The organism is Arthrobacter sp. ISL-65 (genome assembly GCF_018613795.1).
GTDB lineage: Bacteria > Actinomycetota > Actinomycetes > Actinomycetales > Micrococcaceae > Arthrobacter.
This window is the reverse complement of record NZ_JAGGPN010000004.1, coordinates 40293-61307: the sequence shown is the minus strand read 5'-3', so window position 1 is coordinate 61307 and position 21015 is coordinate 40293. Positions and strand designations below refer to the sequence as shown.

General features: G+C 67.9%; 19 protein-coding genes and 2 riboswitches. Of the genes, 10 read left to right on the top strand and 9 right to left on the bottom strand.

Annotation, left to right across the window (positions count from 1 at the left end; translation table 11 throughout):
- Positions 1-114: 114 nt before the first annotated feature.
- A complete protein-coding gene (locus J7I85_RS01130) occupies positions 115-1212 on the top strand; it encodes an EAL domain-containing protein (RefSeq protein WP_214845556.1) in 1098 nt (365 codons plus the stop codon).
- A gap of 52 nt (positions 1213-1264) precedes the next feature.
- Here the strand turns inward: J7I85_RS01130 and J7I85_RS01125 are convergent, their stop codons facing one another.
- From J7I85_RS01125 to J7I85_RS01115, 3 genes are read right to left on the bottom strand one after another with little or no spacing between them, the layout of a single operon-like run.
- Positions 1265-2314 (bottom strand): PLP-dependent cysteine synthase family protein, encoded by a 1050-nt coding sequence (locus J7I85_RS01125; protein ID WP_214845554.1) that lies wholly within the window; start codon positions 2312-2314, stop codon positions 1265-1267.
- Positions 2311-3954, bottom strand: a complete 1644-nt coding sequence (locus tag J7I85_RS01120; RefSeq protein ID WP_214845812.1) for an aromatic amino acid ammonia-lyase — start codon at positions 3952-3954, stop codon at positions 2311-2313. The genes J7I85_RS01125 and J7I85_RS01120 overlap by 4 nt, the downstream gene beginning before the upstream one ends.
- Positions 3955-4006: 52 nt before the next feature.
- Complete coding sequence (locus J7I85_RS01115) at positions 4007-5302, bottom strand: NtaA/DmoA family FMN-dependent monooxygenase (RefSeq protein WP_214845552.1); 1296 nt, start codon at positions 5300-5302, stop codon at positions 4007-4009.
- 300 nt (positions 5303-5602) lie between these two features.
- A riboswitch (SAM riboswitch) is annotated at positions 5603-5717 on the top strand.
- 13 nt (positions 5718-5730) lie between these two features.
- On the opposite strand from J7I85_RS01115, the gene J7I85_RS01110 reads away from it, so the two are divergent.
- From J7I85_RS01110 to J7I85_RS01090, 5 genes are all read left to right on the top strand, one after another.
- Entirely contained in the window at positions 5731-6039 is a 309-nt protein-coding gene (locus J7I85_RS01110; protein ID WP_214845550.1) for a DUF1737 domain-containing protein, read from the top strand.
- The gene (locus J7I85_RS01105; RefSeq protein ID WP_214845548.1) at positions 6036-6446 is read left to right on the top strand and encodes a rhodanese-like domain-containing protein; all 411 of its coding nucleotides are present in this window, start codon (positions 6036-6038) and stop codon (positions 6444-6446) included. The genes J7I85_RS01110 and J7I85_RS01105 overlap by 4 nt, the downstream gene beginning before the upstream one ends.
- A 1-nt stretch (position 6447) precedes the next feature.
- Positions 6448-7656 carry an O-succinylhomoserine sulfhydrylase gene (locus tag J7I85_RS01100; protein WP_214845541.1) on the top strand — a complete coding sequence of 403 codons (1209 nt, stop codon included), beginning with the start codon at positions 6448-6450 and terminating at the stop codon, positions 7654-7656.
- A gap of 326 nt (positions 7657-7982) precedes the next feature.
- On the top strand, positions 7983-8366 hold the full coding sequence (locus tag J7I85_RS01095) for a YegP family protein (RefSeq protein WP_214845539.1): 384 nt from the start codon (positions 7983-7985) through the stop codon (positions 8364-8366).
- Between the two features lie 182 nt (positions 8367-8548).
- Positions 8549-11101: an AMP-binding protein gene (locus tag J7I85_RS01090; RefSeq protein ID WP_214845537.1), complete on the top strand. Its 2553-nt coding sequence runs from the start codon at positions 8549-8551 to the stop codon at positions 11099-11101.
- A gap of 31 nt (positions 11102-11132) precedes the next feature.
- Here J7I85_RS01090 and J7I85_RS01085 read toward each other — a convergent pair whose 3' ends face one another.
- From J7I85_RS01085 to J7I85_RS01075, 3 genes are all read right to left on the bottom strand, one after another.
- Positions 11133-11786 (bottom strand): aspartate/glutamate racemase family protein, encoded by a 654-nt coding sequence (locus J7I85_RS01085; RefSeq protein WP_214845535.1) that lies wholly within the window; start codon positions 11784-11786, stop codon positions 11133-11135.
- Positions 11787-11948: 162 nt separating this feature from the next.
- A complete protein-coding gene (locus J7I85_RS01080) occupies positions 11949-13184 on the bottom strand; it encodes a glutamate--cysteine ligase (protein WP_214845528.1) in 1236 nt (411 codons plus the stop codon).
- Positions 13185-13305: 121 nt separating this feature from the next.
- Entirely contained in the window at positions 13306-14829 is a 1524-nt protein-coding gene (locus J7I85_RS01075; protein ID WP_214845527.1) for a UDP-N-acetylglucosamine 1-carboxyvinyltransferase, read from the bottom strand.
- Positions 14830-15068: 239 nt separating this feature from the next.
- Between J7I85_RS01075 and J7I85_RS01070 the strand changes: the two genes are divergently transcribed.
- Both J7I85_RS01070 and J7I85_RS01065 read left to right on the top strand, forming a co-directional pair.
- Positions 15069-16040 (top strand): hypothetical protein, encoded by a 972-nt coding sequence (locus J7I85_RS01070; protein ID WP_214845525.1) that lies wholly within the window; start codon positions 15069-15071, stop codon positions 16038-16040.
- A gap of 29 nt (positions 16041-16069) precedes the next feature.
- Complete coding sequence (locus tag J7I85_RS01065) at positions 16070-16582, top strand: GNAT family N-acetyltransferase (RefSeq protein ID WP_214845523.1); 513 nt, start codon at positions 16070-16072, stop codon at positions 16580-16582.
- On the opposite strand, the gene J7I85_RS01060 is transcribed toward J7I85_RS01065, so the two are convergent.
- From J7I85_RS01060 to J7I85_RS01050, 3 genes are read right to left on the bottom strand one after another with little or no spacing between them, the layout of a single operon-like run.
- Positions 16579-17382, bottom strand: coding sequence for an energy-coupling factor transporter transmembrane protein EcfT (locus J7I85_RS01060; RefSeq protein ID WP_214845521.1), 804 nt, complete (start codon positions 17380-17382; stop codon positions 16579-16581). The two genes, J7I85_RS01065 and J7I85_RS01060, sit on opposite strands and share 4 nt — an antisense overlap.
- Positions 17379-19031, bottom strand: a complete 1653-nt coding sequence (locus J7I85_RS01055; protein WP_214845519.1) for an ABC transporter ATP-binding protein — start codon at positions 19029-19031, stop codon at positions 17379-17381. The genes J7I85_RS01060 and J7I85_RS01055 overlap by 4 nt, the downstream gene beginning before the upstream one ends.
- Positions 19031-19651: an ECF transporter S component gene (locus J7I85_RS01050; RefSeq protein WP_214845517.1), complete on the bottom strand. Its 621-nt coding sequence runs from the start codon at positions 19649-19651 to the stop codon at positions 19031-19033. Before J7I85_RS01050 ends, J7I85_RS01055 begins: the two co-directional genes overlap by 1 nt.
- Positions 19652-19722: 71 nt before the next feature.
- Positions 19723-19866: riboswitch (TPP riboswitch) on the bottom strand.
- A gap of 119 nt (positions 19867-19985) precedes the next feature.
- Here J7I85_RS01050 and J7I85_RS01045 point away from each other — a divergent pair.
- Together J7I85_RS01045 and J7I85_RS01040 are read left to right on the top strand one after the other, a co-directional pair.
- Positions 19986-20537: a heme-degrading domain-containing protein gene (locus J7I85_RS01045; protein WP_214845515.1), complete on the top strand. Its 552-nt coding sequence runs from the start codon at positions 19986-19988 to the stop codon at positions 20535-20537.
- A 36-nt stretch (positions 20538-20573) separates the two neighbouring features.
- A complete protein-coding gene (locus tag J7I85_RS01040) occupies positions 20574-20837 on the top strand; it encodes a DUF4235 domain-containing protein (protein WP_214845513.1) in 264 nt (87 codons plus the stop codon).
- Positions 20838-21015: the final 178 nt, after the last annotated feature.

The following is a 21015-nucleotide window of genomic DNA, read 5'->3' as shown; positions in this document are numbered from 1 at the left end:
GGTGCCCTGCGTTGTAGTCTTCTTCCACGGCCACTTGCCCACGCCCCGCGGCGGTGATGGCACGTGGCTTGGTTCCGGGCTCAGCCGGAATGAGTACGTATAAAGGAATAGCCGATGTCTTGGGATGACAACTCCCTGCACGCATTGACAAACTCACTACCCACGGGCTGGGGGGCCCAGGCAGCGCTGCCGGGGGACATGGGGGAAATTACTGTGCGCTGGCAAGCCCACCAGATCATTACCGAACTGCTCGCCGAAACAGATCCGGCGAGCGAATGGCCGCGAACCCAGTTGCGCGCCCTGTTCGAAGCCCATCCGGATAATCCCGAACACGTGCTGCTTGAGCACCTCACCGCCACCACGGAGCTGGTTAACGCCGAAAACGGCGCCATCCCGGTGAGCGTCTCCGCCCAGAACCTGGCCGCGCCCGAGCCCGTGCCCTTCACCCGGCGCAGCAGGAACCGGATTGAAGCCATCCTTGCCGACAAGATGCTGATGACCGCGTTCCAGCCGATCCGCCGGCTTCCGGAGGGTCACGTGATCGGTGTCGAGGCCCTGACCCGGTTCGTCACCGACGACGGTGCCAGCGCGGATCACTGGTTCAATGAGGCCGAATCCGTGGGGCTGGGCACCGAGCTTGAACTCGCGGCGCTGCACCGGGCCCTTGCTGCGGCGCAGGCCGTGCCCGATCACATGTTCATCGGCCTGAACCTGACTCCGGCAACGTGCGCGGACCCAAGGATCCCGGGGCTGCTGGAACATTCCCAGCTGGCCATGGACCGGATCGTCATCGACCTGAATGGCCCCGTCCCCCTTGAGCAGTACGCGCCGCTGACGGCCGCCATCGCTCCGCTGCGGCGCCGTGGGCTGCGGATCGCCGTGAACGGTGCCGAGGTCGGCTTCACGTCGATGGACCAGGTCCTGGAACTGCACCCGGACATCATCAAGCTGGACCGGAGCTTCATCGCGGGCATCGAGGACTCCCCGGGCCAGCGCCTGAGGGCCGCCGCCATGAATGAACTCGCCCGTCACATTGACGCCGTCATCGGCGCCCAGGGCGTCGAGACTCCCGGGGAACTCGAGGCCGTGACCGAACTTGGCATGACGGCTGCGCAGGGCTACCTGCTGGGCCGGCCCTCCGTCCACCCGCTGGACTGGAATGCCTGGATCCGCTCGGAGAGCGAGACGGCCGCCAGCGGCCCGGCCTCCTGACGGGTTTCACTTCCTGAGGGGTTTCCCGACGGCGAGCCGGCAGTTTTTGGCGCTAGTCCTCCGCAAGATCGGCGGCGAGGCGGATGTGGTTGTCCGCCAGCCACACCGGGTTGAAGGCCTTGCTCTGGTAGTTGCTGCCGGTGTCCGGGGCGATCGCCACCACCACTGACCCGTGCGGTGCCGCCCTGGCCACCCGGACAGCTGCCGCCACCGTCAGTCCCGACGACGGCCCGAGGGACAGGCCTTCGTCGTTGAGCAGCCGGTGCAGCATGGTGTACACCTCGTCATTCGGGATCCGCAGGAACCGGTCCAGCAGTCCGCGGTCGAAGACCTTCGGCCAGTCGGGCTTGGGCCAGGAGTTGCCCACACCGTCCACCAGGATCTGGCCCGGGTGCCCGCCGCTGTAGACCGAACCGTACGGGTCCGCGCCGATCACCTCCACATGCCCGCCGGACTTCTCCTTGAGGTACCGTCCGTTCCCGGTGATGGTGCCGCCGGTGCCGACGCCTGCGACGAAATGCGTCACCCGGCCGGCCGTCTGCTCCCAGATTTCCGGCGCCGTCCCCTCGTAGTGCGCCCGCGGATTGGCCGGGTTGTCGAACTGCAGCGGACGCCACGCGCCGGGAATTTCGGCCGTGATCCGGGCCGCGACCGCCCGCGCATTTTCCGGCGAATCCGAGGGTGCGCTCCAGTCCGTAAACACCACCCGCGCCCCGTACCTGTTGAGGGCCTCCAGCTTTTCGGAGGAGATGGAATCACCGGTGACCACCACCACCGGATGCCCGGTCAGCGCCCCGATCAGGGCGAGCCCGATTCCGGTGTTTCCGGAGGTGCTTTCCACGATGGTCCCGCCGGGCTGCAGCTCGCCGCTCCGCTCGGCCGCGCGGACCATGCTCAGCGCGGTCCGGTCCTTGATGGAACCGCCAGGGTTCTCCGATTCGAGCTTGACGAAGACGGTGCTCCCCAGCCCGCGGCTCAGCACGTTCAGCGGCACCAGCGGAGTGTTCCCCACCCGCGCCAGCACAGCGCCAGCGTCCACGCCCGCATCCACGATCGGCGCCACATGCCTTGGCTGGCGGCCGCTTCCCGTCACAGTGGTCATGACGTTCCTCCCCCATCGTCCGGACCGCCGCCATTCGGCCCCCCGTCATTCGGACCGTCTGGGTCAGGTGTCCGCAATTCGGGCAGTCGTGCCAGCAGGTCCGCGAGCGCAGCACGAGCACTGTCAACCAGCACCGCTGCCGGCAGCTGCCCGGCCAGCAGGCCCGACAGCCGCGCCACGACGACGCCGGTGCCTGATCCGAGCTCCCGGATTTCCGCCTCCCGCAGAGCCGTACCCTGTGCCTCCGCCAAAAGGTAGGAGGCCGTCAACGCCTCGATGGTGAGGAGTTTGGCCGCGGCCTCCACCGAGCGCTGCAGCTGCTGGAGGGCCAGCGGGGCCAGCGTGGAGTGGTCCTCCACGTCCGCGGACAGGGTGGGTGCACCCAGCGTGGCAGGTGCCGCCAGGAACTTCAGCTCCGCCAGCAGGCCAGCGGCCGAGTACCAGAGCAGTCCCGGCAGGTCCTCGGACGCGAGCTGCGTCCCGGCCCGCGCTGCCTCGAGGTTGAGCTGCCGGATCAGGCGCTGCGGCGGATAGAGCTTGGCGATCCGCCGCTCACTGCTGATTCCGACATGGGCCAGTCCCAGCCGCAGCGCCTCGAACGCCAGGGCCAGCTGCATGGGCTGGAAGTTTCCGCCAGACACCATCCGGCCCGAGGCCACATCCGTCAGCGGGTTGTCGCCCCGGCCGTTGAGTTCCACCTCGAGCGCGTCAGCCAGGGCGGTCACCTGGCCCCGGAACGCACCGTGCGTCTGCGGCGCGGCGCGGAAGGACAGCGCATCCTGGACCGACACCTGCCGCCGCGGGTCCCCCAGCCAGCCGCCCCGGACCAGGCGCCTGACATTGGCCGCCGAGACACGCTGGCCGTCAACGGCCTTGGCCGACTGCACGGCCAGCGAAAACGGGCTGAGGTTCCCGCCGCCGTCGTACCTTGCTGTGGCCTCAAGCGAGAGCGCCAGCGCGGTGTCCGCCAAATCGGCGAGCCACTGGATGCGGCGGAGTTCCAGCGCGCCGGCACCGATCGAATAGGAGTTGGCGCTGACCAGCGCCAGTGCCTCGCCCGGCGCCAGGACCAGAGGTTCCAGCCCGGCAGCCGCGAGCACCTCCGCGCCGTCCTGCAGGCCGCCGTCGGGAGCAAGCGCCTGGCCCTCCCCGATGGCGACGGCGGCAACCGCCGCCAGCTGGGTGAGGTCCGACGAGCCGACGGACCCCTCGGACGGAACAGCCGGCACCACGCCCCTGTTGAGCAGTTCGGCATAAAACCGCACAGTTTCCGGCCGCACCCCCGAGCCGCCCCGCGTGAATCCGATGAGCCTGGCCAGGATCAGGGCCCGGACTTCATCCCGGTCCAGCAGCGCGCCGACGCCGCTGTGGTGGTAGCGCACCACCTGCAGCTGGAAGTCGAGGATGGATTCCTGGCCCACGGCCGTGTCCCGGCCGGAGCCGAGCAGGGTGTTCAGGCCGTAGACCCGGTGGCCGGAATCGATGGCCGCCTGCACCACCTCGCGGGACAGGCCCACGAGCTCGAGGGCGTCGGCGCTGAGGACCACCTCCACCGCGGGATCGGCCGCCGCGGCAGCCACGTCGTCGGCACGGATGTGGGCCGTGCCGATCAGGAACCTGCCGCGGCGGACACCCGGCATCAGTCCGTCGTGTCCCCCGGTCCCGGCCATTGCACCAGCCCCGGCCATGGCGTTAGAAGTCCAGCAGGTTGCGGCGGAAGCCGCCGTTGCCGTAGCTCGTCCGCAGCAGCCCCCGCCGGCGCAGTACGGGCGCCAGCCTGTCCAGCACCCCGTGAATGGTCGCCGGATCCACGAAGCCGGAGAAGAGGAACCCGTCCCCGCCCACTGCGGCCCCGGTTTCCTCGAGGTGGTCGGCGATCTCCTCGGCAGTGCCGATGATGCTGTCCCCGGCCCCGCCGCTCCGCGCCTGCAGGATCTGCCGCAGGGTGGATCCCGGGGGCGCAGCCTTGGAGAAGTGCTCCAGTGTGCCCTGGTTGCTGTTGGTGCTGAGCTGCGGGAGCGGCGCGTCCAGATCGAACTGCTTGAAGTCGATGACGGACAGGTAGGAGATTGAGTTGAGCTGGCTGTCGATGTCCCGCTGGGTGAGCTCCCGGCGCGCGGCCCGCAGCTCCTCCGCTTCGGCCCTGGAACCGGTCACGGTGGGTTTGAGGACGAACAGCACCTTGACGTCGCCGGGGTTCCGGCCGGCCGCGGCGGCCTCGGCGCGGATGGAGTCCCGGTACGCCTTCATGCCGTCGGCGCCGCGGGCCAGGGCGATCGCAACATCCGCGTTGGCACCGGCGAAGGCCTTGCCCCGCGGGGATGCCCCGGCCTGCACCAGCACCGGCTCCTCCGGCAGCGGGGCCGTGTTCAGCGGTCCCCGGACCCTGAAGAACTCCCCCTCGTGGTGGATCGGCCGGACCTTGGTGTGGTCCGCGAAGATCCCTGCCCGGGTGTCCTCCCGGATGGCGTCCGGTTCCCAGCTGCGCCAGAGCTTGCGCACGACGTCCACGAACTCCTCGGCCTTCTCGTAGCGGAGGTCGTGCTCGATCTGCTGGTCCAGTCCGTAGTTCTGCGCGGCAAGATCGCTGCCGGAGGTCACCACGTTCCAGCCCAGCTGCCCGTTGGAGAAGTGCTGCAGCGTGGCCAGCAGCCGGGCCGCGGTGAACGGCGGGTAGAAGGAGGCGCTGATGGTGGGCACAATGCCCAGGTGCTCCGTGGCGGAGAGCAGGTACGGCACCAGTGCCAGCGGATCGTGCTTCGGCGCAAAGGACGCCTGTGCCAGCGAAACCTCCGCGCTGCCGCCGTAGGTGTCGGGGACGGTGAGGGAGTCCTCGATGATGAACAGGTCCAGTCCCGCCCGCTCAAACTCGCGGACCGCATGCTGGTAGGGGGCGGGCTTCCTCCAGTCGTAGCCTATTCCGTAGCCGGGCGTCCCCCAGCCCTGGACCCCGAAGCCATGGCCCACAAACCATCCAAAGTGCAGCATGGGAGTCACTGTATTCGGGGTCGAATCATTCACTGCGGCCTGGTTTCATCCGGCGTTACGGCGGTTCATCTCCCGTCATTATCCTCCCGGCCACCTGCTTTGTAACCGCAACGCGGGGTCACTTACGGTCGCTTCCGCAGCCCCGATTGGGCCGTAAGTGACCCTCCGCACCCGCTCCCTTCCCTCGCAGGCTCGGCCAGGGAATCCGGCGGGCGTGGGCCCACGTTGCTGTTTGATGCGTTACGCAAGATGACGACGGCGGCGGTGCGCGCCGCCGTCGTGAGTGTTACGTTTTTGGGGAGTAATGAGTACCGGTGTTAAGCCCTGACTGGCCGGTCGGCAACCCTCCTTCCACGGCGGGGTGCCTCAGGTGAATACTCGGCATATCGACCACTTCGAGCTGCAAGCGTGAGAAAAGGAGATCCGTCGTGTCAGACGCCCCCGCCGTTGCAACGCTGCCATCCCAGCAGGATAAACCCGAGGAAAAGCTGTCCTACCGCCTGATCACGGGACCGGACGACCGTGCGTTCTGTGAGCGCATCTCGGCCGCCCTCGCGGAGGGGTACGTGCTGCACGGCAGCCCTGCCGCCACCTTCAACGGCACCGCCGTCATCGTGGCCCAGGCCCTGATCCTGCCCGCCGCCATCGCCACCGCTGACGCCGCCGTCGCCACCGCTGTGGACCGGCTGGACTCCGACGAGGACCTCGCCGAAGAAGCTTACGAGGGCCACGCATGAGCTACGCCGGAGACCTCACCCCGCAGGACGCCTGGGCCAAGCTCGAACAGGGCGCCGTCCTGGTGGATGTCCGCACCGAGGGCGAATGGGCGCACATCGGCGTTCCGGACACTAAGGCGACGGACAACGATCCCCTGTTCATCCAGTGGACCTTCCCCGGCGGCATTCCCAACCCCGACTTCGTCGAGCAGCTGAAGCAGCAGGCGCCGGAGGACACGGGCGTGGAGCTGATTTTCCTGTGCCGCTCCGGCCAGCGCTCCATCGCGGCGGCAATAGCCGCCACCCAGGCGGGTTTCACCGCCTACAACGTGCTCGAAGGCTTCGAGGGCGAACCCGACCGCTACGGTGAGCGCACCGTGAACGGCTGGAAGAACCGCGGCCTGCCGACGAACCTGGGAAAGAACTAAGTTGACCTTTAATCACGACGCCGCCGGCTGGAGCCCCGATACCCAGGCCGTCCGCGGCGGGCTTGACCGCACCAATTTCCAAGAGACCACCGAGCCCGTTTTCCTCAACTCCGGGTTCGTCTACGAGTCCGCCGCAGCCGCCGAGCGCGCCTTCACCGGCGAGGACGAACGCTTCGTCTACTCGCGCTACGGCAACCCGTCGGTGGCCACCTTCCAGGAACGGCTCCGCCTCCTCGAAGGCACCGAGGCGTGCTTTGCGACGGCGTCCGGAATGTCCGCCGTGTTCACCGCCCTGGGCGCCCTGCTCGGGGCCGGGGACCGCGTGGTCGCCAGCCGTTCCTTGTTCGGCTCCTGCTTCGTGATCCTCAACGAAATCCTGCCGCGCTGGGGTGTGGAGACGGTGTTCGTGGACGGTCCGGACCTCGAACAGTGGCGCGCGGCCCTCTCGGTGCCCACCACGGCCGTCTTCTTCGAATCCCCGTCCAATCCCATGCAGGAAATCGTGGACATCGCGGCGGTCAGCGAACTCGCCCACGCCGCCGGCGCCAAGGTTGTGGCGGACAACGTCTTCGCCACCCCGCTGCTGCAGCGCTGCGGAGACCTCGGCGCGGACGTGGTGGTCTACTCCGGCACCAAGCACATCGACGGCCAGGGCCGGGTGATGGGCGGAGCCATCCTGGGCACCAAGGAATTCATCGACGGCCCGGTCAAGCAGCTCATGCGCCACACTGGTCCGGCGCTCTCCTCGTTCAATGCCTGGGTCCTCACCAAGGGACTGGAGACCATGGCGCTGCGCGTGAACCACTCGTCCGCCACGGCGCTGCGCCTGGCCGAATGGCTGGAGGCCCAGCCCGCCGTTAGCTGGGTGAAGTACCCTCTGCTCAAGTCGCACCCGCAGTTCGAACTGGCGGCCAAGCAGATGAAGGCCGGCGGCACCGTCCTCACGCTGGAGCTTGCGACGACGGCCGGCCAGTCGGGCAAGGAAGCCGCCTTCGCGCTGCTGGACGCCCTGAAGATCATCGACATCTCCAACAATTTGGGCGACGCGAAGTCGCTGATCACCCATCCCGCCACCACGACGCACCGGGCCATGGGGCCGGAAGGACGCGCCGCGATCGGGCTGAGCGATGGAGTGGTGCGGCTGTCCGTAGGCCTGGAGGACGCGGATGACCTCGTGGCGGACCTGGAGCAGGCGCTCAAGCAGATCTGACCTTTTTAGATCTGGCTCTTACGGGCCGGCTGTTTCATCCTTCAATGGCGGGGTGTGAATCTGGGTTGCGCTGCACGTCCCTTCATTTCTGGCGTCCTTGAGAACGCGGGTGCGGCACGGTTTAGTGGGTGGACCAGCAGGGTTTACCCAGGGTTTACACGGATGGTCTTGTTAGGCTCCGTGTGCACTGGGCAGACTCTAATGACACCGATGAACCGATCAAACCCTGTCGGTTCAGCACCCCACCCAAGGACAGACGCAGCGATGCGTTCGGGGCCGCGGCCGCGAAGACGCTGCGCGCAGCCTCCCTGACCGGAAGGACAGCCATGGCCGGAGTATTCGAAGTTTTTGTTGACGCAGAGTCCCAGTTCCGGTTCCGGCTGAAAGCCCCCGATGGATCCGTGCTGGCTGTCTCCGCACCCTTCGAGGACAAGCGCGCGGCTGCGGCCGGAATCGCCGACGTACGCGAATGCGCCGGGACGGGGCTCATCACGGACCTCTCGCCGGCGGCAGCTCCGATGACAGAATCCGATCCGGTTCAGACGGCCGTTTCGGCCCCTGCGACTGCGTCTGCCCAGGTTCTCCCGGCACGGGTCGACCACCGCAGGCAGGGATTCGGCAAGAAGCGTACGTCGTCAGAGGCTCCCGGTTCGCCGCTGTGCAGGCCGGCGGCACCTGCCGGGCCGGCCCGATGGACCGGAGTGGCTTAGCCGCCGTCGCAACCTGCTCCTCAGCGGCTGACGGACGTAATGAAATGCCGGCCGGAATCTTCCGGACAGTGCCATAAGGCCGCCTTGGCCTCGTGCGACGGCGTCATGGCTTGGGTATCGCACGGCGTAACAGGCACGTGGGCGGTTTTACTTAGGTAAGCCTTAACTAATATCCTCTTCCGGTGACCACGCAGCTTGATTTCGCGCGGGTGCCCTTTGCCGCCGATCTGGCGTGCCACGGGGACAGGCCCGCCATTCTCACCGACAATTTCACTCTCACCTACCGGGACTTGGCACGCAGGGTTGATGCCCTCGCCCTCCGGCTGGGCAGCCAGCGGCGCCTTGTGGCACTGGCTGCGGCGAACGACGTCGACTCGCTGGTCGCGTATCTCGCTGCCCTGGTCGGCGGCCACCCGCTGATCCTGCTGCCGGAGGACAAGCCGGCGGCGCTCGAGTCCCTGGTGGCCGCATACGACCCCGACGTCGTGCTGCGCTCTGCCAACGGAGCGACGGTGCTTGAGGAGCGCAGGCCCGGAACCAGGCACGAACTCCATCCGGACCTCGCGCTGCTGCTCAGCACCTCCGGTTCCACGGGTTCGCCCAAGCTTGTGCGGCTGTCCTCCGCCAACCTGCAGGCCAATGCGGAGTCGATTGCCGAGTACCTGGACATCGGCCCGGCAGACCGCGCCGCAACCACTCTGCCGATGTCCTACTGCTACGGGCTGTCCGTGATCAACAGCCACCTGCTGCGGGGTGCGGGCCTGGTGCTCACTGACCTGTCCGTTGTTGACCCGTGCTTCTGGGAGCTTTTCCGTTCCGGCGGGGCGACGTCGTTCGCGGCGGTGCCGTACACCTTCGAACTGCTGGAGCGGGTGGGCTTTGCCGGCATGGACCTCCCCGGCCTGCGCTATGTCACGCAGGCAGGAGGCCGGCTCGCCCCCGATCGTGTGCAGAGCTACGCCGAGCTCGGCCGCCGGAAGGGCTGGGAGCTGTTCGTGATGTACGGCCAGACAGAAGCCACCGCCCGGATGGCCTACCTTCCGCCCGCGCTGGCCGCCGAACACCCCGGCGCCATCGGCATCCCTGTGCCGGGCGGCGCCTTCCGCATCGAGCCGGTTCCCGGCCTCGAGCACGGCGAACTCGTTTACACCGGGCCCAATGTCATGCTCGGCTACGCGGAGACACCCGAAGATCTCGGCGCGGGCCGCGCGATTCACGAACTCCGCACCGGCGATCTGGCCCGGAAACACCCCGCCGGTGTCTATGAAGTCGTGGGGCGGCGCAGCCGGTTCGTCAAGATCGTTGGCCTCCGGGTTGACCTCGGCCAGGTCGAGCGCATCCTGGCCGACCTCGGCATTGAAGCGGCGAGCGCCGGCACCGACCAGGGACTCGTGGTCGCCGTCGAGGGCAGCCACGACACGCAACTGCTGGCCAAGGTCCTCGCCCAGGGCATCGGGCTGCCCCGTACGGCCCTGGAGCTGCACGCCGTCGAGCATCTCCCCCGCCTGGCCACCGGAAAGGTGGACTACCCGGCGGTCCTTGCGCTCTCAACCCCGGCGCCGTCAGAGCCAGCGCCGGCCGGTGCGGGGCCGGACCGACCGGAAACCGTTCGGGGGATCTTCCGCGACACCCTGGAGCGCACCGACATCGGCCACGGCGATACGTTCGTCTCGCTCGGCGGCGACTCGCTGTCCTATGTGGCCACGTCTGTCCGCCTGGAGCAGTTGCTGGGCCATCTCCCGTCGGATTGGCACGTGCGGCCGGTCTGCGACCTGGAGCAGCACCCGGGGACAAAGCCTGCCGGTAAGATGCGGCGGTTCTTTGCCCCGATCGAGACCAGCATCGTGTTGAGGGCCGTGGCCATTGTGCTCATTGTCAGCACGCACGTGGGGCTGATGAAATGGCCGGGGATGGCCCACGTGCTCATGGCAGTGGCCGGCTACAACTTCGCCCGTTTCCAGCTCAGCGGGGAACGGCTTCCCCGGTTCAGGCGCCAGCTCACCAGCGTCGCCAGGGTGGCGCTGCCCAGCATGGCGTTCATCGGCGTGGCCTACCTGATCACCGACCGGTATACGCTGGCCAATGTCCTGCTCCTGAACTCCGTGGTCGGGCCCGAAGCTGTGACCACGCAGTGGCACTTCTGGTTCATCGAGGTGCTGGTCTACATCCTTCTGGGCCTGACGGCCCTGTTGGCCATACCCTGGGCGGACCGCGCCGAGCGGCGGTTCCCGCTGCTCTTTCCGCTTGCCCTTACTGGCCTAGCGCTGCTCTCGCGCTACGACATCGTGGATCCCGGCATTCCCCACCCCTCGCCGACCCTGTGGCTGTTTGTCTTGGGCTGGGCCATTGCCCGGACCCGGACGGTGATTCAGCGGTGTGCGGTGTCAGTCCTCGCGATCCTCACGGTCCCCGGGTGCTTCTTTGGGGATGCGAACCGTGAGCTGACGCTTGTTGCCGGAATCCTGCTGCTCACCTGGTTGCCCACCCTCCCCGTGCCCAGGGGGCTGCAGCGCCTGACGGTGCTTCTGGCCAGCGCTTCCCTCTACGCGTACCTCGTGCACTGGCTGGTCTACCCGCTGCTGGCCGCAACCAGCCCGGCCCTTGCCGTGGCGGCGTCCCTGGCGGCCGGGATTGCTTACTGGGCCCTGTGCACTCGCGTCATGGGGCTGTTGAGCCGGAGCAGCTTGGGCACGCTCCGCCGCCGGCTCAACATGCCCAAGGCCCACAGCTCCTGAATCGGGCGGCCTGAGCTCAAACCGCCTAGGCTCAGACGGCCTGAAGCTCGCGCGACGCCAGGGCGGAGACAAGCATGGAGCCGGCGGCCGTGACGGGGTCGATGACCGGAAGTCCCAGTCTGCGCCGCAGGACGTCCGCCATGCCGATGCTCGTCAGGCCCGTACTGGCCTCCAGGATCACGTCCGCTCCGGCGTCCACCAGCATGTGGGCGGCTGCGAGCGCGTCGAAGATGCCGGTGGGAAGCAGGAAGCCGTCGGGCGTCTCCACGCTTTCGGGGCCGTCGATCAGGAGCATGCGGTCGCCCAGGGCGTCTGAAATGGGACCGGGCACCGACTGCTTGAGGCCAAGCACTCCCACCCGGCCACCGAACGAGAGGGCTGCCGCAGCCGCTGCGGAGCCTGCACCGATCACCGGGATATCCAGCAGGGCCCGCACCTCCGGCAATCCGGGGTCGGCAGCGCAGCTGATGACCAGCGCGTCGACGTCCGGCGCCATGTCCCGCGCGAGTTCCACCACCTTGGGCACCGCACGCTGCAAAGACTCTGCGTCATAAACCCCGGAGGGCTGGTCCGGAACGCACCGCGTTGTCACGTCGAAGCCGAAGGTCTCCCGGAGCAGCTTTCCGTGCGAGTTAAGCAGGCGCCGGTCGGTGGTGGTCAAAGCCCTGATGATTCCTACGCGCATGGTCCATTCCTTCCCCTGGCGGGTCTTGTGCTTCCACCCTAGCCAGCCGACATTTCAGGCGGTTTACCGGAAAATGACCACCGGAAACATCCCCGCCCCACCAGCGCGAGGGGCTTAACTGTCCGTTCTACTCTTGGGATGCGCGAGTCAGAGTGTGCGGGGTCAGAGTTGGCGGACGCGCAGCAGTTCCGGAGCGGGCTCGGCGTCGGGGCCGACGTACCCGTCGGCTCCCTTATGGGTGGCGCGCACGGCGTGGGCGACGACGGCACCCAGCCCGCCGTCGTCGGGCCCTGCTTTGTCCAGAACCAACTGCCGGACATTACGCTGCTCAGCAGCGCCGGTGCCGCGCGCGAAGAGCTCCTCTATGCCCCGCCGGGCCAGTTCAATTTCGCCGTTCTCGGTCAGCACCGGCTCCAGGAAGTCGACCAGCGAGTTCACCACGTCCTCGGCCGGCACGGGCCGGAAGCTGCCGAAATCCAGCAGCTCGCCGCGCAGGCCGAAGTTGCTGGCCTGCCATGCTGCCATCCGCAGCAGCACCGTAGGCACGGGCGCGGGCTCCACACCCTCGCGCCATTCCCGGCATGCCGATTCCACGAGCGCACGGACCAGGACGGCGATCAGCGCTGCGTCCTCGGCGCGGAGGCAGACGTCCGCCACCCGCACTTCCACGGTGGGATGGTTCCGGGACAGGCGTGCGTCGAAATAGATCATGCCCTCGTCCAGCACCACGCCGCTGTCCAGCAGCCGGGTCACCACGCGCCGGTAGGAGGACAGGCTGCCGTAGATGGCAGACGGGCCCGACGACGGCCAGCGGTTCCACGCCTGCGTCCGGTAGCTCTCGAACCCGGTTTCCACGCCGTTCCAGAACGGGGAGTTGGCGCTGAGCGCGATCAGGACGGCCAGCTTGTCCCTGATCCTGTCCAGCACAGCCACGCCCTCGTCCGGAGATTCGATGTAGGTGTGGACGTGGAAGCCGCAGGTGAGCTGCTCCTGGGCGGTCAGGCCGAACCGTTCCAGCATCCTGGCGTAGCGCGGATCCGGCGTCGTGTGGCTGGAGAGGGCCAGCGGCGAGGTGGCCAGGGCGGCAATCCGCGCACCGTGACCCTGAGCGGCTTCGTCGGCAAGTGCCCTGCCGGCGCGGATCTGGCGCAGCAGCTCCGCATGGTCCAGGCACGGGCGTGTCTGCGTCTCGATCTGCTCGAGCTTGAGTTCTGCACTCAGGCCCATTTCGTCGTCGTCGCACTTGGCTTCGGCCTTTTTCTTGAGCAGCCGGGGCCTGCCCGGAGCGTCGTCGGCGGCGAGTTTGCGGCCGGCCAGCAGCGCATCGGCGAGCGCCAGCGGCTCCCCGCTGACCGGATCAACGATCAGGAGCTCTTCCTCCACGCCAAAAGTCCGCATGCCTTCATTGTGCGCCAGACCAGCGAAAACGTCCCCGACATGACGAAGCGCGAACGGACACTTGTGGCCCCAAACCGGCGCGCCAAAAGGGGCTTAACTGTCCGTTCGCGCTTGGTTAACGTCAGTCCTGGAAGTACTCGATCTTGGCGCCGATGGTGTTGAGCCGCTCCGCGAGGTCCTCGTAGCCGCGCTCGATGACGTAGATGTTGCGCAGCTCGGAAACTCCGCGGGCCGCCAGCATCGCCAGCAGGAGGCAGGCAGCGGGACGCAGCGCGGGCGGGCAGCCCACCTCCGCGGCACGCCAGCGCGTGGGGCCGTTGACGTAGATGCGGTGCGGGTCCAGCAACTGTATCCGGGCGCCCAGCTTGTTCAGCTCCGTCAAGTAGATCGCGCGGTTCTCGTAGACCCAGTCGTGGATCATGGTCTGGCCCTCGGCGTTGCCCGCGATCACCGCGAAGAACGGCAGGTTGTCGATATTCAGCCCGGGGAACGGCATCGGGTGGATCTTGTCCTCCGGCGCGCGCAGCTCCGAGGGCTTGGTGGTCACATCCACCAGCCGGGTGCGTCCGTTGCGGGCCATGTACTCGCCGGAGACCTCCAGCTGCTGGCCCATCTGCTCCAGGGTGGCCAGCTCGATCTCCATGAATTCGATGGGCACGCGGCGGATGGTCACCTCCGAGTTGGTGACAATGCCGGCGGTGATGAGGCTCATCGCCTCGATGGGGTCTTCCGAGGGGAAGTACTCGATGTCGACGTCGATGGTCGCTTTGCCGGTGATCTTCAGCGTGGTGGTTCCAACGCCGTCGATCTCGACGCCCAGCCGCTGCAGGTAGAAGCAGAGGTCCTGGACCATGTAGTTGGGGCTGGCGTTGCGGATGACCGTGGTGCCGCAGCGGTGCGCGGCGGCCATGATGGCGTTCTCCGTAACGGTGTCGCCGCGCTCGGTCAGCACGAAGGACCTGTCCAGTTCGTCGGTGGGAGGTGCCTGCACGCTGTAGAAGCCTGAACTGGCCTCCACGGACAGACCGAACTGCCGCAGTGCCTGCATGTGCGGCTCCACGGTGCGGATGCCCAGGTCGCAGCCCCCGGCGTAGGGCAGCCGGTATTCATCGGTCACATCAAGCAGCGGGCCCAGCAGCATGATGACGCTGCGGGTCCGGCGCGCAGCCTCGGCGTCCATGGACGCCAGGTCAAGGTCCGCTGGCCGGCGGAGGCGGAGGTCGTTGTCGTTGAGCCACGTGCATTCGACGCCGATGCTGCTCAGAACCTCGACGATGCGGTTGACCTCCTCGATGCGGGCCAGCCGGCGCAGCGTCGTGGTGCCGCGGTTGATGAGGCTGGCGCATAGAAGAGCGACGCCGGCGTTCTTGCTGGTGTTGACGTCGACGGAGCCCGAAAGCGTCCTGCCGCCCTCTACGCGGAGGTGGGTCATCTGGGATTTGCCGAGCTGGACGAAGCTGCGGCCGAAGATAGCCTCCAGGCGCTGGATCATTTTCAGGCTCATGTTCTGCTTGCCCTGTTCCATGCGGGCCACGGCACTTTGGCTGGTGCCTAGTTCCGCGGCCAACTGGCCCTGGGTCCATCCCTTCTGGCCGCGGGCGTCGCGGAGCAGAAGACCAACATGTTCAACAGTCTGTTGTGTCATGGGAAAAATATATCAGCTATGAGTTATTTCGTCGCATCAGTCCACCTCTTCAGGGGCGTCCAGCCCGTGATATACCCGTTATGCGCATAAGCATTCAATAACGGGCTACAGTAGTGTGACAGAACCTGTGACGGCCTCCGCAGCCTCAGTCAAGGACCGTGCACTGGCCTTGACCCGGGCGCGCATCCGGGAGCAAGCTAGCGGTACCTGTTGCGGCCACAAGGGAATGGGAGGCCGCCGTGTCCATTTTCAGCTCCCCCGTGCTGGGCAGGAAGTACCCCATTGGGCGTCCGGCTTCAGCGCTGCTGTCCTTCGTGGTGGCTACAACCGTGGGCTTCATTCCGGGACCGAGGCTGGACGACGGCGCGCCGCCGGCACCCGAATCAGCCGTCACCCAGGCGTCGCCCAAGGCGTCTGCCACTTCCAGCGGCGCCGCGCAGGCGCAGCCGCCCGCGTCCCCGCAATCCCCGCGGCCGGTGGCCCGTCAGCCCGTACAGCCGTCAGAGTCCGGCAGGGCCCCCTTGGGCAACGATGTCTCCTGGCCGCAGTGCAGCGGCGGCCTGCCCGACGACCCTAAGTTCGCGATTGTCGGAGTCAACAACGGGCGCGCCAACACCACCAACCCCTGCCTCCACCAGCAGCTTGACTGGGGGGAGGACGCAGCTGGCGGGACCGGCCAGCCCCGCCTTGCGCTTTATGTGAACACCGCGAATCCCGGGCTGCGCGGCTCCTGGTGGCCGGTGAACAACGAGTACGGCGGCAAGGCCGTGGCCAACCCGTACGGCACCTGCCAGGGCAAGGAGGATGCGGCGTGCGCCTACATGTACGGGTACGCAAAAGCCTTCGACGACGCATACCTTCGCACCATCTCCGACCCTGAGACGTACCTCTGGTGGCTGGATGTCGAGACGGGCAACAGCTGGTCAGGCGACAGGACGGCCAACCGGGCGGACCTCGAGGGCATGACCGATTTTTTCCACAGCATCGGGGCCAGGGTGGGCATCTACTCCTCGGCGCGGCAGTGGGGACAGATCGTCGGCGAGGTAGGTTCGGCCAGCAGCCTCTACGACCTGCCAAGCTGGATTGCCGGGGCGCACGCTGCCGCCGACGCCAGGAGCATGTGCTCCGCGGCGTCCCTCACCGCAGGCGGCAAAGTAGTCCTCACCCAGTTCGTGGCCGGAGGCTTCGACTACAACCACTCCTGCGTCTGACGCACGCCGCGAACATTTAGACTCGGCCCATGGATCACACCTGCAGCGTCCGCCAGGCCGCCCCCGAGGACGCCGAGGCCCTGGCCCGGCTCCACTTGGAATGCTGGCGCGAAACCTACACTCACCTGCTTTCACCGGGCTTCATGGCCAGGCAAGGCGTGGAAGAGCGGCTGGCCATGTGGCGGCACCTTCTGGCCGGCCCGCACGCGGGCCGACAGTACGTAGCGAACGACGCCGGGAAGCTGGTGGGGTTTGCCGGCTCGCTTCCGCCCGAGGAAGGGCTGAGGGAGCAGGCCGAGCTCTGGGGCATCTACCTCCTGGCCTCCCACCATGGCAGGGGACTCGGCCAGGCACTGCTCGAGGCTGCGATCGGGAGCGAGGCGGCTGCGCTGTGGGTCGCCGAGGACAACCCGCGCGCCCAGGCCTTCTACCAGCGCCACGGCTTCGTCTTCACCGGCGCCAGGGACACGATCGAAGACTGGGAGGGGCTGGCCGAGGTCCGGATGGCGCGGCCGGCGGGGTTGGCACGCCCGGCGGGTTAGGAGCCCTGCAGCCACACCATGTTCCACGTGCCGGCCCACAGCGCGGCAGCCACGGCGCCGGCAGCGATCAGCACTCCGCCGAGCACCACCCAGACGTCCAGCACGCTGTAGGTGGACACGCGCGCCCAGGTCCGGCTGGCCCCGCCGAACCCGCGGGCCTCCATCGTCACGGCAAGCCGGGTGGCGCGGCGGATGGCCTGGACCAGGAGGCCGAAGCTCTGCCCCAGGGTGGCCCGCATCCGTTGCCACGGGTTGCCGCGCGATCCGACGCCGCGGGCGCGCCTGGCCATGCCGATGGTCTGCCATTCCTCGGCCATCAGTCCGACCAGCCTCATCGCGGCCAGGGTCCCGAGCACGAAGCGGTGGGGCAGCCGCGCCTTTTGCGCCAGGGCGTCCGCCAGGTCGGTGGGATCGGTGCAGCTCATCAGCAGCACCGCAGGCAGGGCAATCGCCAGGCCCCGCAGCAGAAAAGCCAGCCCCAGCTGAAGGGAACCCTCGCTCATGGACCAGAGTCCGACGTCGAGCAGTATCCTCCCGCTGTCCGGCGACAGGATGGAGGTGCTCCAGCCGCCGACGGCGGCCGCGAGGATCAGGGGCCAGCCGCGCTGCCACAGCAGCGAGAAAGTCAGGCCGGCCAAGGGGAAGACCAGCAGCTCACACACGAGCGCCACCGACGCCGACATCCAGTCGATGGACAGCGCCAGGACGAGGGTGACCAGGAAGACCGCGGCAAATTTCGCCAATGGATTGGCGCGCGTCAGTACCGACCGGTTTCCGGCAAGTGTCAGTGCCTCCCTCATGTCACCGTCTGTTCTGACGTTGGTTCAGCGGGTCTGGGCGCGTTGATGCCCAGCCCGGGGCCCAGCCGCAGCTCGGTGCCGCCGAGCACATGGGTGAACTCCTCGTCGTGGGTCACGGACACCACGGCCGTGCCGGCGTCAAGGAGTTCGGAAAGGAATGAGGCAAGCTCCGCCCAGGTGTTGGCGTCCTGGCCGAAGGTGGGCTCGTCCAGCACCAGCACCTGCGGGTGCGCCGCCAAGACGGTGGCCACGGACAGCCTGCGTTTCTCCCCGCCGGAGAGGGTGTAAGGGTTGGCGTCCACGAGATGCGTGAGGCGCAGCCGCTCCAGCAGCTCGTCGACGCGCTCTTCGCCGTGGCCCAGATGGCGGGGGCCGAACTGCAGCTCGTCCAGGACGCGGCCGGTGACGAACTGGTGCTCGGGCTCCTGGAACACCGTACCGATCCGGGCGATCAGCTGCTCCGCCCTCCACTTGTAGGGGTCGATACCGGCTCCGCCGCTCAGCTCGATAGTCGCGGACACCTTGCCGGCCACCGGCGGGAGCAGCCCGGCGAGGGTCAGCGCAAACGTGGATTTGCCGACGCCGTTGGGACCTGTGACGGTGAGCGCTTCGCCCGCCCGGACCTGTACCGTGACGTCCCGCAGCACCGGTTCCGGAGGCACCGAGCGGAAGCCGCGGCGCCGGAAACGTTCCCGCGACACGGCAAGCTTTTCGGCCGCCAGCAGTAGCTGGCCGGTGTTGTGTCCAGAGGAGGGCGGAACACCGGCACTTGAACGGCGCCGGGTTTCGGGAACGTAGCCGGGGACCCAGACGCCGGCGGCTGTGAGCATCCCGCGGGCCTGTTCGAGGACCTCGTCCGGGGTGCCGTCGATCAGCACCGCGCCGTCCGCGGCGGACCCCGGCTGCAGCACGACGATCCGGTCCACCAGGTCTTTCCAGGCCGCGACCCGGTGCTCCACCACCACCAGGGTGGCCCCGGTCTTGTCGAGGCAGCGGCCCACGGCGTCGCGGACTTCCAGGACGCCGGCGGGGTCGAGGTTCGCGGTCGGCTCGTCCAGCAGGATGAGTCCCGGCCGCATCGCCAGGATGCCAGCGAGCGCGAGGCGCTGCTTCTGGCCGCCGGACAGGGACGACGTCGGGTGGTTCAGCGGAAGGTGCGCCAGCCCGACGTCCTCCAGCGCCTCATGCACGCGGCGCCAGATCTCGTCGCGGGGCACCGACAGGTTCTCGGCACCGAAGGCGACGTCGTCACCGAGGCGCGACAGCACAACCTGGGTTTCCGGGTCCTGTTGCATGAGCCCGGCGCGGCCGCGCCGGGAACGGGGCGGCGCGCCGTCGATGAGCAGCTCTCCGCTCTCGTCCGCGTCGTCGCTGGCCCGTGTCCCGGCGTCGGGAGTCCCGGCGTCGTCCGCGGAACTCCCCCCAGCGGAACTGGCACCCGCGTCGCTGTCCCCCAGCACACCGGCCAGGGCGTGGAGCAGCGTGGACTTGCCGGCACCGGAGGGGCCCAGCAGCAGGACCCGCTCGCCGGGTCGAATTTCCAGGTCAAGGGCGTGGACCGCTGGTTTGGTGCGGCCGGCATGGCGCCAGCCCCAGCCGCGGGCGGTGACCGCGGCGGGGCGGACGCCGCCGTCGTGAAGTGCGGGCATCAGCTGAAGACGGGCTCCGTGGCTGCCTTGCGGGAGGCGAAGGAGCTCAGCACTCCGGTCTTGGCCAGGCCGCGGGTGGCGATCCAGGACAGAGCACCGGCGATGACCGCGCCGGAGATGGCGCAGAACACGATGTAGGCGAGCTTGTCACCCGCCGCGTAGGCGATGTTCCAGCCCCAGGGGGCGAAGGAGTCGTTGAGCCCGCAGAACAGCCCGGCGCCGGCACCCGCGAGCAGCGAAGCCGGAAGGTTGAACTTCCGGTACACCAGGGCGGCGAACACGAGCTCCGCGCCCAGGCCCTGGAGGACACCGGAGATGAGCACCGTGGTGCCGTACTGCGAGCCCATGAGCAGCTCGCCGGTGGCGGCCACCGTTTCGCAGAACAGTGCCGCGCCGGGCTTGCGGATGATGAGCATGCCCAGGACCGCCGGAATCATCCAGCCGCCGGCGTAGAGACCGGTCAGCGGCGGGTAGACGGCGTTGATGGGGGTGGAGATGAGGTTGGCGCCCTGGGACCAGGCCCAGAAGATGACGCCGCCGGCAACGGCGATGAGCGCCGCCACCACGATGTCCGCCACGCGCCAGTTGTAGCCGGTCTTCTTGATTGCTGCAGTTGTCATGATGGTCCTCCTGAGGAACAGGAGGGGAAAGCGTTCCCCCGGTGCCGGTGGCTGGGCCACTTGCTGCCGGGCGCTCTGAGAACTCGACTCCCTTGCGCCGGTACTAGCCGGATCAGGTTCGAGGGTCTGCGGCGGTCCGCACTCTCAGCGCCCATCCGCGGTTGCGCTGGCAGTTGCCTTTGCATCCCGACGGCGGCGCTCCCCTGTCGTGATAAATCTGCCCTTGTGGGCTGGTCCAGTTTACACCTCGGCGGGCCCGCAAACCCGGGGCCAGCGTCACAATCCGGGAGTCTCCCTGCGCCGTCGGAACAGCCGTCCGGAGTACATTGGGGCCATGACGCAACAGGACTCCGGCAGCGCTGCCCTGCCCGCCTTCGACCCCGATTCCGCCGAGGCTCAGCCGGCGGGATCCTTGGAAGCCCTGATCGGGCAAATCGAGGGCGAAATAGCCGAACTGCAGTTCCCGAGGTTCAGCAAGGACGATGCCCTCGCCCTGGGCCTCGAGCTGGTGGAACGCGGCAAGGAAGAAAACATGCCAATCGCCATCGACATCACCAAGGGGGAACAGGTTCTCTTCCATGTGGCGCTCGAGGGTGCCACCCCGGATAACGAGGGCTGGGTGCGGGCAAAGCAGCGGACTGCCGTGCGCTACGAGGAGCCGTCGCTGCTGGTGGGCCTGCGCGGCAGGGTTGGCGGAGGCCGCATCGAGGACAATGCGTGGTTCGACCAATCCACCTATGCTGCCCACGGCGGAGCTTTTCCCGTCTATGTGCGGGACGTGGGGGCGGTGGCTGTGGTCACCGTGTCCGGGCTGCCGCAAAAGGCGGACCACGACCTCGTGGTGCAGGCGTTGCGGGAGATCCACCGGTCTATGCGGCTAGGCTAAGGAAAGACCAGTGTTCATCACGCGAGGAGTTCCGCAATGAGTTTCTTCATCAAACTGCTTGGCACAGGCATCAGCCTGCTGGCAGGGTTCGCCGGCACCAAGGCCGTCGACACCATCTGGGAAAAAATCACGGGCCGGAAGCCCCCCAAGGGGGACAAGGACGACGTCCCCACCACGCTGCGCACGGCCCTGACGTTCGCCCTTATCTCCGCATCTGTGAGCGCGGTCATCCAGGTCCTGGCCAACCGCGGCACCCAGCGGGCCATCACCCGCTTCGCCAAGACCCAGGACATCGTCTAGTCCCTGCACCCCTCAACGCGGCCTGGGCTCCCCCACATGGGGTGGGTCCGCCACCGCCGGTTCCACCTGCTGACCGGGTTCCTCCAAGCCCGACAGGGCAATCTGTACCTGTTCTGAACCTGGCAGTGCTGATGACCTCGGCCGGGCTCGCAACATTCGGACCCGGCGCCGCAACCGT